Origin of the sequence: Pseudomonas sp., from assembly GCF_050739935.1 — a bacterium.
Lineage (GTDB): Bacteria > Pseudomonadota > Gammaproteobacteria > Pseudomonadales > Pseudomonadaceae > Aquipseudomonas.
On record NZ_JBOICF010000059.1, the window covers coordinates 66,214 to 78,418 of the forward strand.

The 12,205-nt window shown below is 59.3% G+C and carries 7 protein-coding genes; 4 read left to right on the forward strand and 3 right to left on the reverse strand.

Features of this window, described 5'->3' with window-relative positions; all coding sequences use genetic code 11:
- Nucleotides 1-118: 118 nt before the first annotated feature.
- A complete protein-coding gene (locus ACRER8_RS10660; RefSeq protein WP_431746291.1) occupies nt 119-1,978 on the forward strand; it encodes an ABC transporter ATP-binding protein in 1,860 nt (619 codons plus the stop codon).
- A 265-nt stretch (nt 1,979-2,243) separates the two neighbouring features.
- Here the strand turns inward: ACRER8_RS10660 and ACRER8_RS10665 are convergent, their stop codons facing one another.
- Complete coding sequence (locus tag ACRER8_RS10665) at nt 2,244-3,371, reverse strand: GNAT family N-acetyltransferase (RefSeq protein ID WP_431746292.1); 1,128 nt, start codon at nt 3,369-3,371, stop codon at nt 2,244-2,246.
- 280 nt (nt 3,372-3,651) lie between these two features.
- Here ACRER8_RS10665 and ACRER8_RS10670 point away from each other — a divergent pair, with 280 nt between their 5' ends.
- The 3 genes from ACRER8_RS10670 (at nt 3,652) to ACRER8_RS10680 (ending at nt 6,448) form a co-directional block, all read left to right on the forward strand.
- The gene (locus ACRER8_RS10670; protein ID WP_431746293.1) at nt 3,652-4,932 is read left to right on the forward strand and encodes a putative porin; all 1,281 of its coding nucleotides are present in this window, start codon (nt 3,652-3,654) and stop codon (nt 4,930-4,932) included.
- Between the two features lie 233 nt (nt 4,933-5,165).
- On the forward strand, nt 5,166-5,576 hold the full coding sequence (locus tag ACRER8_RS10675) for a GlcG/HbpS family heme-binding protein (protein WP_431746294.1): 411 nt from the start codon (nt 5,166-5,168) through the stop codon (nt 5,574-5,576).
- A 32-nt stretch (nt 5,577-5,608) separates the two neighbouring features.
- Nucleotides 5,609-6,448 (forward strand): SDR family oxidoreductase, encoded by an 840-nt coding sequence (locus ACRER8_RS10680; RefSeq protein ID WP_431746295.1) that lies wholly within the window; start codon nt 5,609-5,611, stop codon nt 6,446-6,448.
- 148 nt (nt 6,449-6,596) lie between these two features.
- On the opposite strand, the gene ACRER8_RS10685 is transcribed toward ACRER8_RS10680, so the two are convergent.
- On the reverse strand, nt 6,597-7,718 hold the full coding sequence (locus ACRER8_RS10685; RefSeq protein WP_431746301.1) for a beta-ketoacyl-ACP synthase III: 1,122 nt from the start codon (nt 7,716-7,718) through the stop codon (nt 6,597-6,599).
- Between the two features lie 419 nt (nt 7,719-8,137).
- On the reverse strand, nt 8,138-12,049 hold the full coding sequence (gene hrpA / locus ACRER8_RS10690; protein ID WP_431746296.1) for an ATP-dependent RNA helicase HrpA: 3,912 nt from the start codon (nt 12,047-12,049) through the stop codon (nt 8,138-8,140).
- Between the last annotated feature and the right edge of the window lie 156 nt (nt 12,050-12,205).

Consider the following 12,205-nt stretch of genomic DNA (forward strand, 5'->3'; position numbering starts at 1 on the left):
ACAGGAATTAAACGTGAGCAATCGGGTGTTCATGTGGTCTGATCCGAAGACGCATCCAAAAGCACGAATTACAGCCCTGCACAAAGGAGAGCCCGCTCAAGCGTGGGCGTCATAGCCAATGCTCTATCGCCGTTTCGAAAAGCTGATCGATATCTTCCGCGACGCTCCCACCGCCGCCCCGCCCAACCAAGTCATGTCGTTTTACGTGTATTACCTGAAACAGGTCTGGCCCAGTTTCCTGGCCCTGCTGGTGGTCGGCCTGATTGGCGCGTTGATCGAGGTGTCGTTGTTCAGCTACCTCAGTCGCATCATCGACCTGGCTCAAGGCACCCCGAACCCGAGCTTTTTCAGCGAGCATGCCTTCGAGTTGATCTGGATGGTCGTTGTGGCCCTGGTCCTGCGCCCGATTTTCGTCCTCCTGCATGATCTGTTGGTGCACCAGACCATCGGCCCCGGCATGACCAGCATGATCAACTGGCAAAATCACAGTTACGTGCTCAAGCAGAGCGTGAACTTCTTTCAGAACGATTTCGCCGGACGCATCGCCCAGCGCATCGTGCAGACCGGTAACGCGCTGCGTGATTCAGCCGTGCAGTCGGTGGATGCCTTGTGGCACGTGTTGATCTACTCGATCAGCGCCCTGGTGCTGTTTGCCGAGGCCGATTGGCGCCTGATGATTCCGCTGATCAGCTGGATCGTCGCGTTCACTCTCGCGATGTGGTGGTTCGTGCCACGGGTCAAATTGCGCTCGGTGTCGTCTTCCGATGCACGCTCGAAACTGATGGGGCGCATCGTCGACGGCTACACCAATATCACCACGCTCAAGCTGTTCGCCCACACCAATTCCGAGCAACAGTACGCTCGCGAGGCGATCAGCGAACAAACCGAGAAGACCCAACTGGCCGGTCGCGTGATCACTGAAATGGACACGGTGATCACCACGCTCAACGGCATCCTGATTGTCTGGACCACCGGCCTTGCGCTGTGGCTGTGGACCCAGTCGCTGATCTCCGTAGGGGCCATTGCCCTGGCGACGGGTCTGGTGATTCGTATCGTCAACATGTCCGGCTGGATCATGTGGGTGGTCAACGGCATCTTCGAAAATATCGGCATGGTGCAGGACGGCCTGCAGAGTATTTCCCAGCCGGTGGGCGTTACCGATCGTGAAGACGCGCAGAAGCTCACTGTGAGCAAAGGCGAGGTGAAGTTCGAGAACCTGCAATTCCAGTACGGCACAGGCAAGGGCGTGATTCATGGCTTGAACCTGGACATCAAGCCGGGCGAGAAAATTGGTCTGATCGGGCCTTCGGGTGCGGGTAAATCGACGCTGGTGAATCTGCTATTGCGTCTGTACGACGTGCAGGGCGGGCGCATCACGATCGACGATCAGGACATCGCCCACGTCGCGCAGGAAAGCCTGCGTTCGCACATCGGCATGATCACCCAGGACACCTCGCTGCTGCACCGCTCGATTCGCGACAACCTGCTCTATGGCAGGCCGAACGCCACAGACGCCGAGTTGTGGGAAGCCATGCGCAAGGCCCGGGCCGACAAGTTCATCCCGCAGCTCTCGGACTCCGAAGGCCGCACCGGGCTGGACGCGCATGTCGGCGAGCGCGGAGTGAAACTGTCCGGCGGTCAGCGTCAGCGGATCGCGATTACCCGTGTATTGCTCAAGAACGCGCCGATCCTGATCATGGACGAAGCGACCTCAGCGCTCGATTCGGAAGTGGAAGCGGCGATTCAGGAAAGTCTGGAAACGCTGATGCAAGGCAAGACAGTCATCGCCATCGCCCACCGCCTCTCGACCATTGCGCGGATGGACCGGCTGGTGGTGCTGGAAGACGGCGACATTGCCGAGAGCGGCACGCATGCCGAGCTGCTGGCCCATGGAGGGCTGTATGCCAGACTGTGGGCGCATCAGACGGGTGGGTTTGTGGGCGTGGAAGAATTCCCTCTGGCACCGCAATCCCTGTAGGAGCCGGCTTGCTTGTCGCTAAGGATCTCCGCTCCACGCTACCTGTGGGAGTGAGCTTGCTCACAAATAGTGCATTTCAACCGCTTGTTATGTAGCGGATGTACCGGCCTCTTCGTGAGTAAGCTCACTCCCACAGTGGGCTCTGTATTTTCCTGGGCAAACTCGTTTCTACAGGCGGCTCAGGGAACATTGATGTATTTGACCTGACGCGTTCGTCAGCAAGCCGGCTCCTACAGTGGATCTGTGTTGAGCCAGCAACGGCACGTCATTCCACCTGCCGATACGGCAATGCCCCCCGCGCGTCCTCGGCATACGCCAGAATCCCCGCCCTCTCCTGTTCCAGAAACCCTGCCACCGCCTCGCGCAAGCCGGGGTGGGCCAGATAGTGCCAGGAATGGGTGATCACCGGTTCAAACCCTCGAATCAGCTTATGCTCACCCTGCGCGCCGGCGTCGAAACGCTTCAGACCATGAGCGATGGCATAGTCCATGCCTTGATAGAAACAGGTCTCGAAATGCAGTCGATCAAACTCGGCCAGGCAGCCCCAATAGCGCCCGTAGAAACTGTCGCCACCGATCAGACTGAACGCCATCGCCACCGGCCGCGAGCCTTGTCTGGCCAGCACCACACGAATCGCCGCGGGCATGCGTTCGGCCAACAGACTGAAGAACTCGCGTGTCAGGTAAGGCGCCTGGCCGCGTATTTCATAGGTGTTGGAATAACAGGCGTAGACAAAATCCCAGTGCGCCTCGCTCAACTCGTGGCCTTCCAGCCATTCGAATTCGAAGCCCTGCCCGCCGACCTGCTCGCGCTCCTTGCGCATCTGTTTGCGCTTGCGTGAACTCAGCGCATCGAGGAAATCCTGAAAGTCGCGATAGCCGCGATTCTGCCAGTGGTACTGACAACCCATGCGCTGCAGCCAACCCGAGTGTTTAGCGAGCAACGCGTCGGTAGCAGGGTCGGTGAAGTTGACGTGTACGCCGGAAAGCTCCTCCGCCTCGGCATAACCAGGCAGGCAAGCAATCAACTCGCGGCCGTCTTCCGGCGTCTTCGCCAGCAGCCGCGGCCCGCTTACCGGACTGAACGGCACCGCCACCAGCAGCTTGGGATAGTAGGCAATCCCGGCGCGGCGGCAGGCGTCGGCCCAGCTGTGATCGAACACGTACTCACCATAGGAATGCCACTTGCGATAGCTCGGCAGCGCGGCGATGAGCGTGTCGTTCTCGTAGTGCAGCAGATGCTCGGCACGCCAGCCGGAACGCGGCCCCAGACTGCCGCTGTCTTCCAGCGAACTCAGGAAGGCATGACGCAGAAAAGGCGAGTCGCCGGGTATCAGCGCATCCCACTCTGCAGGCGCCAGCTCCGACAGATTATCCAAACGATGTAACGACATCGAACCCTCCAAATCCCCGCGACGACGCCTGCGCAGTATCACCTATTGAAATGTTTTGCACATGAAATATGCGCGGACAGCGCTCTAGCTCGCGGGTTCCATCCGTTTAAACATGTCATCGACAAGACATCACTTAGCCATCTGTCTGTCATAAACGATCGTGATACTGGCGCCTGTTTTTAGAGCCAGAGGTTCTTAAAACGCAGACTCTTTCCCGCCCACTTTCGGTCGGTTGTTCCCTGGATGGCTAAGTCATCCCTTCTCATCTACGGAGATTGATATGCGTCTTGATTGCACAAAAACTGCGGCGGCCTTGTGTGGCGGCCTGCTGCTGGCCATGAGCGTTCCGGCCAGCGCCGCAGTCGACGCGAAACTGCTCGACATGCTCAAGGCCAATGGCTCGATTTCACCCACCCAGTACGCCGAACTGCAAACCGAGCTGGCCAAAGATCAGCAGGCTCAGCAACAGGCTCAGAAAGCGACAGCCGACCAGATCGCTGCTGCTCAGACCAAGTCGGCGGATCTGTCGGCATTCGAACAAAAAGTGGCATGGGCCGCCAAGACCCAATTCAAGGGCGACGTTCGCGTTCGTCAGGAAACCATCAAGATCGATGGTCAGAACAACAGCCAGGACAAGGACCGCCAGCGCATTCGTGCCCGTCTGGGCGCCTACACCGAGATCAATCCGCAAGTGAGCACTGGTATCCGTATCGCGACCGGCGGCAGCAACGACGCCCGTTCGACCAACCAGGATCTGGACGGCTATTTCGTCAAGAAAGACCTGTGGCTGGACATGGGTTACATCGATTACCACCCGACAGCCCTGCCGAACCTGCACATCATCGGCGGCAAAATGGCTCAGCCCTGGGTCAGCATGGGTGACATCATCTGGGACAGCGACATCAACCCCGAAGGTCTGGCAGCGACTTACAGCCTGCCGATCAGCAAAGGTTTCGAGCTGTTCGGTAGCGCGGGTAATTACACCCTCAAAGACAACATCGACGGCGACGGTACGCAGTTCAAGAACGACCTTCGCCTGAACGCGGCTCAGCTGGGCGCCAAGTTCGCCCCGATCGACGCGCTCAAAATCACCGCTGGCGGCAGTATTTACCAGTACCAGAACGACAAGGATTCGGCAGCTTTGGCGGTGAACGGCAACAACACCAACCGTTTCCGCCTGCTTGAAGGCTTCGGTCAAGTGGATTTCAACGGCCTGGCCGTTCCGCTGGCTGTATACGGTCAGTACGTGACCAACAACGCCACCGACAGCGACGAAGACACGGGTTGGTTGGCTGGTGTGAAAACCAAGGTGTTTGGCTTCGGTCTGGACTACAACTACCGCGACGTGCAGCGTAACGCGGTGGTGGGCGCCTTCACCGACTCCGACTTCGCCAACGGCACCACCGGTTCGCGCGGCCACAAGCTGGGCGTCTCTTACGATATCGACAAGAACTTCTCGATCGGCGCTACCTACTTCCTGACCAAGGCCGACTTCGCTGTGGCTTCTCAGCGCGATGCAGATGCCAACACCCTGCAGCTGGACGTGCTGGCCAAGTTCTAAGAGAAAGCTGCAAGCTTGAAGCGGCGCGCTCCCATCGTTTGAAGCCGCTACACACTGCCAGCCCCGGCGTTGAGCCTTTCGGATCTTCATCATCCGTTCGATAGGGTTCAACAACGGGGTTGCGGTAAAAGGTCGCGTTTTCAGAAAAATTAGAACACGGGCGTTTTTCCAGGGTCACCTAAGAGGCAGACATTGATTCAGCTGAATCACAACTGTCCTATAGGAGTACCTGAATGCTGACTATCGCCTCCATCTCACTTTCCGATGCCAAACGCATCATCAACGCCGCCGAGGCCAAAGCAGAGCAGATCGGTTCGCCCAGCAACGTGGCAGTCGTGGACGCAGGCGGCAATCTGGTGGCACATGTCCGTATGGACGGCGCCCAACTGGCGAGTATCTCCCACTCAATCAATAAAGCCTTCACCAGCCTTGCCTGCAAGAAGGCAACCCAGGACTTGGCTGCAGATGCGCAACCAGGCGCGCAACTCTATGGCATCGCCAACTCAGTGGATGGCCGGATCATCACCTTCGCGGGCGGCATCCCCCTGAAAAGCGGCGACTCGTTCGTCGGCGCTGTGGGCGTCAGCGGCGGGACGGCGGACCAGGATCAAGCCGTGGCTGAAGCAGCGGTCGCGGCGCTTTAACTCCCTCTCACCACCCTATACAGGAAATGATCATGACTATTCTCGTAACAGGCGCAGGCACAGGATTCGGCTACGAAGTAGCCCTCAGGCTCGCGGCGAAAGGGCTGGATGTCATCGCCGGCGTAGAGATCGTGGCGCAGGTGCATTCATTGGAGCAGGAAGCCAAGCGTCGTGGGGTACAACTGCGTATCGAAAAGCTGGACGTCACCCATGAGGGCGACCGTCGCAAGGCGGCCGAGTGGGATGTGGACGTGTTATTGAACAATGCCGGTATTTCAGAAGGCGGCGCGACCGTGGATATTCCTGCGCAAAACCTTCGCCGTCAGTATGAGGTCAATGTCGTTGGCCCCTTGATGCTGACTCAACTGATTGCCAAAAAGATGGCGCTGAAGAAAAAAGGAAAGATTGTCTTCATGTCTTCTGTGGCAGGTCTGACGACGGACCCGTTCGCAGGTGCCTACGCCTCATCCAAGCATGCGATCGAAGCCATCGCTGAGGCGATGAGCCAGGAACTTAAGGAATTCGGTATTGAGGTCGCCACTATCAATCCAGGCCCTTTCCTCACAGGCTTTAATGATCGCATGTTCGAAACATGGAAAGATTGGCAGGACGATCCCTCCCAGCGTCTCTTTGATTACAGCAAACTCGCATTTCCGCATGAACAATATGATCCTGAGCCGGTTTTCGTAACCACGATCGGTGTGATCACCGGTGAGATCGATAGCTATCGAAATGTGGAACCCAAGGAAATTATTGTTCAACAACGCCAGCAAATGGACTCTGCCTGGATGCGCAAGAGTAATGAAGGGCTGGGAAAACGAACGGAGCTTGTGCAGAAGGCTTTCGATATCAAGCCAGGTACGCCTGTCTGACGGGTAGCTCGGTGCCAACGCTACGGCATTAGCACGGATGAAGGTTTGGTAGTTATCAGCCTTGGCGAGATAGACGTATGCCTTGCTGTTTTATCCGGCTGTCGGCCCCCATTTGGGGGCCGACCGCTTACCGGCCGGTGCTGTCAGGTCACTTTTTGCGCAAAATCACGCTACCGATCGAATACCCCGCGCCGAACGAGCTGAGAACACCCAGCGCGCCCCGTGGCAGATCATCCTGATACTTGTGAAGGGCGATCACCGAACCCGCCGAACTGGTGTTGGCGTAGCTGTCGAGAATCACTGGGGCTTCTTCGACTGTGGCGTCGCGGCCCAAGAGTTTCTTCACGATCAGGTGGTTCATGCTGAGGTTCGCCTGATGCAGCCAGAAACGTTGTACGTCAGCAACATTGAGGCTGTTCTCGTCAAGATGCGCGCTTACCAGCTCAGCAACCATGGGGCAGACATCGCGGAACACCTTGCGGCCTTCCTGCACGAACAGTTTGTCCGGCTTGCCCTCGCCCTCTTCAGAGGTGCGATTAAGGAAGCCGAAATTGTTGCGAATGTTGTTGGAGAAGGTGGTCAGCAGCTTGGTGCTGACGATCTCGAACTGATGCTCGGACGTCGCCAGATCGGCGCGCTCGACCAACACTGCAGTGGCTGCATCGCCGAAGATGAAATGGCTGTCGCGGTCACGAAAGTTGAGGTGCGCGGTGCAGATTTCCGGGCTGATTACCAGCAATGCGCGGGCCTGGCCGAGCTTGACGCTGTTGCAGGCCGTCTGGATGCCAAAGGTGGCCGAGGAACAGGCGACGTTCATGTCGAAACCGAAGCCCTGAACGCCCAGCGCCGATTGAATCTCGATGGAAATCGCGGGATAGGCCCGTTGCAGGTTGGAGCAGGCGACGATTACTCCGTCGATGTCGGCCGCGGTCTTGCCTGCGCGCTGCAATGCCTGTTCGGCAGCGGCAACGCCCATCTGGCAGAGGATCGACCATTCGTCATTGGAACGCTCAGGCAGGCGTGGCTTCATGCGTTGCGGGTCGAGGATGCCATCCTTGTCCATGACGAAACGGCTTTTGATGCCGCTGGCTTTTTCGATGAAAGCCGCGCTGGATTCGGTCAGCGCCTGGACTTCTCCCGCTTCGATGGCAGCGGCATTCTGCGCGTTGAATTGCGCGACGTAGGTGTTGAAAGAATGCACCAGCTCATCGTTTGAAATACTGTTGGCCGGGGTATAGAGCCCTGTGCCACTGATCACGACGTCGTACACGGTCATTCCTCTCTTCTAAAGGCAGCTTGTTGATGGCGGCAGACAAAACGCCTGCTCAAGCATGGTGCTGGCTGTTTCTGGAACGACAGTACCAATGCAACGATAAAGTCCCCCATATTCGGGAGAGGTATTTGTGACGCTTCGAGCGTTTTAGCCGCGAAGTTTGCCATAACGGCCGGGATTTGGCGCTATCAATGGACTGAGTGGCCTTACTCCGCTATCGCCGAACACAGAACCCCCTGTGGGAGTGAGCTTGCTCATGAAACGGGCGGCAGGAGTAATACATCTTCAGCGTCTGAAAGTCAGCCTTCGTGAGCAAGCTCAGTCCCACAGTTCGTCCAATGTTGGGTCAGGTGTTAGCTCACTGACTGGACGGACGCATTCGCCAGCAACCCGGCTCCTACCGGTGTGTGATGGGTTTAGCCGTCCACCTGACTCCACTGCTTACTCAAACGCTTATCGGAAATCGGCACCTTGGTCCCCAGTTGCTGGCCGAACAGCGACACGCGATATTCCTCCAGCCACCAGCGATAGACCGCCAGTTCCGGGTCGCGCTTGCCTTCCTGAGCGTGTTTGTCAGCTCGAGTCTGGTACTGCGCCCATAGGTTGCCCAGCTCGATGCTCCAGACTCGATCCTTCTGCACCTGACTGCCCAGTTTTTCGAGACGCAGTTCAATCGCCTTCAGATAGCGCGGCAATTCCTTGAGCCACGCGGCCGGGGTCTCGCGGACAAACCCCGGATACACCAGTTTGCCCAACTGCGCCTTGATGTCGTTGAGCGCCACGGCCTGGGCCAGATCGATCTTGCCCTTGAAGCGCTTTTGCAGGCCATGCCACAGCTTGAGGATTTCCAGCGTCAGCTTCGCCAGCCGCTCGGCGTGTTCGGTCAGCGCGCCACGCTTGCGTTCGGCCAGCGACATCAGCCCCGCGCCATCACGCGGCAAAGTGGCTTCGCCTTCGAGAATGCAGGTGTCCAGGCTCGCCAGCAGAATGTCTTCGATCAGCCCATCGACCCGACCCATGTCGCGGTACAACAGCGCCAGCTCGGTCTGTCCCGGCAGTTTGCTGCGCAGGAATTTCGCAGGCTCGGCCAGTTGCTGCAGCAGCAGGCGTTGCAGGGCACGGCGGTGCTGGTACTCGGCCTCGGCCTGGGTTGAAAAGCGCCCTTCCTTGACCGTGCCGCCCTCTTCCACCAACGCGGGATACACCGTCATCGACAGCCCGGCGATCTTCTGTTGAGTCTTCTGCGCCACGGCGGCAAAGCCCTTGGCCTCCACCGGCTGCTGACTGTTGGCCGATTGCGGCACGGCCAACGCAGCCTGTCCGGCTTCGGCGAAGCGCGCGGTCAACTCATCCAGCTCACGTCCTTCACCGAGGAACTTGCCGTTGGCGTCCACTACTTCGAGGTTCATCTTCAGATGGCTTTCCAGCTGTTGCGCTGCCTCGGCCCAGGCTTCGTCAGTGACCCGGACTCCGGTCATGCGCAACAGCTCCCGGCCCAGGGCCTGCGGCAGCGAACCTTCGCCAAATACCATGCGCTGCAAAGCGGCCTTGACGAAATCCGGCACCGGCACGAAGTTCTTGCGCAGGGCTTTGGGCAGGTTGCGCACCAACGCTACGCATTTGCTTTCCAGCAGGCCCGGCACCAGCCACTCCAGACGCTCGGCGGGCAGCGACAGCAGCAAAGGCGCCGGAACCCGCAGGGTCACGCCATCGCGTGGATGGTTGGGTTCGAAGTGATAGGTCAGCGCCAGGGTCAACTCGCCCAGACGCAGGGTGTCCGGGTACTGATTGGCCGTCACCTCACTGGCTTCGCGGGCGAGCACATCTTCCTCGCGCATGATCAGCAACTGCGGGCTCTTCTGGCTCTCCATCCGATACCAGGCGTCGAACGTCGCGGTCTGGTGAATCTCGGCGGGCAGGCGCTCGTCGTAGAAGCGGAATAGGGTTTCTTCGTCGGCAAGGATATCGCGACGACGAGACTTGGCTTCCAGTTCGTCGAGTTGTTCCAGCAATCTGGTGTTGGCGCTCAGGCACTTGGCCCGAGATTGAATTTCGCCACGCACCAGCCCTTCGCGAATGAACAACTCGCGGGAAACCACCGGATCGATCGGCCCGAAATGCACCGGACGGCGCCCGACCACGATCAGACCGAACAAGGTGATCTGCTCGAAAGCCACGACCTGACCGCGCTTCTTTTCCCAATGCGGTTCGAAGTGGTTTTTCTTGACCAGATGCCCGGCCAGCGGCTCGATCCAGTCCGGCTCGATCTTGGCGACCATGCGCGCATAGAGCTTGGTGGTTTCCACCAGTTCGGCGGCCATGATCCATTGCGGGCGTTTTCTGCCGAGACCCGATGACGGGTGCACCCAGAAACGTCGCTGACGTGCGCCGAGGTAATCGCCTTCTTCGGTCTTTTGCCCTATCTGGCTTAACAAGCCCGAGAGCACCGCCTTGTGGAATTTCGGGTAATCGGCGGGGTCCTTGTTAACCGTCAGTTGCAGGTCGCGGCAGATCAGGCTGAGCTGGCGATGGGAATCACGCCATTCGCGTAGACGCAGATAATTCAGAAAGTTGCGCCGGCACCAGTTGCGCAGCGGGTTGGCGGTCAGGGCCTGGCGCTGCTCCTCGAAACCGCGCCACAGATTGACCAGCCCGGCGAAATCCGAATCCTGATCCTTCCACTGGGCGTGGGCCTGATCGGCGGCCTGCTGACGCTCCGGCGGACGCTCGCGCGGGTCCTGAATCGACATGGCGCTGGCGACGATCAGCACCTCCTGCAGGCTGCCCTGCTTCGCAGCTTCCAGCAGCATGCGGCCCATGCGCGGGTCCACCGGCAGGCGCGCCAGTTGCCGACCGAGCGGGGTCAGTTGATTCTCGCGATTGACCGCCGACAGCTCCTGCAGCAGGTTGAAACCGTCGCTGATCGCCTTGCCATCGGGTGGCTCGATGAACGGGAAATCGGTGATCTCGCCCAGGCGCAGATGCAGCATCTGCAGGATGACCGCGGCGAGGTTGGTGCGCAGGATCTCAGGATCGGTGAATTCAGGGCGGGAGAGGAAATCTTCCTCGCTGTACAAGCGCACGCAAAGTCCCGGCTCGACGCGACCGCAACGGCCCTTGCGCTGGTTGGCGCTGGCCTGGGAAATCGCTTCGATGGGCAGGCGCTGAACCTTGGCGCGATAGCTGTAGCGGCTGATCCGCGCGGTACCGGTGTCGATCACGTAGCGAATGCCCGGCACGGTCAGCGAGGTCTCGGCGACGTTGGTCGCCAGTACCACGCGACGGCCTGGATGCGACTGGAAAATCCGCTGCTGTTCTGCAGGCGACAGGCGTGCGTACAGCGGCAGGATTTCGGTGTGCTTGAGCTGAGCCTTGCGCAACATTTCTGCGGCATCGCGAATCTCGCGCTCGCCAGGCAGGAACACCAGCACGTCGCCCGGCGACTTGCGCTCGCTGCGCTCCAGGGCCGCCAGCTCATCGAGGGTGGCGAGAATCGCCTGATCGACGGTCAGATCGTCCTCGACGCTATTCCCCTCTTCGTCCTGCTCGGAGGCCAGCGGGCGATACCAGGTGTCCACCGGAAAGGTGCGGCCCGAGACTTCGATGATCGGCGCTTTGTCGAAATGCTCGGAGAAGCGTTCGAGGTCGATGGTCGCCGAGGTGATGATGACTTTCAGGTCCGGGCGACGCGGCAACAGGGTTTTCAGGTAGCCGAGCAGGAAGTCGATGTTGAGGCTGCGTTCGTGGGCTTCGTCGACGATGATCGTGTCGTAGCGCTCAAGGAACCGGTCGTGCTGGGTTTCGGCCAGCAGGATGCCGTCTGTCATCAGCTTGATCAGGGTGTTCTGATCGCTTTGATCTTCGAAGCGCACCTGATAGCCGACCAACGCGCCCAACGGCGTACCGATTTCTTCGGCGACGCGGCTGGCGACGCTGCGCGCCGCGATTCGCCGCGGCTGGGTGTGGCCGATCAGACCGTGCTGACCGCGACCGATTTCCAGGCAGATCTTCGGCAACTGCGTGGTTTTACCCGAGCCGGTTTCGCCCGCGATGATCAGCACCTGATGCTTGAGCAGCGCCTCCTTGATTTCGTCGCGCTTGGCGGCGATCGGCAGATTTTCGTCGTAGCGGATCGTCGGCACGCTTTGCTTGCGGCCGGTCACCAGCGCGCATGACGCCTGGACACGCTCGACCCACTGCGCCAGCTTCGCCTCGTCGGGCTTCTTGCGCAGTTCATGCAACTGGCGACGCAGGCGATGACGATCACTGATCATCGCGTGGTCGAGGTTCTTGAGCAGTTGGTCGATGGAGGGCGATTCGTCGGTCATCAGGGCGCGAAGTCTTTTCTATCTGAATGCAGGGCGCGGATTGTCGCAGATTTGGTGGGGGTGATGCATTTCTGCGGATATATGCAGATTTGGTAAGGGGTGTCTGCGGATATACGCAAATCCTCGTAGGAGCCGGCTTGCTGGCGAAAGCGTCGG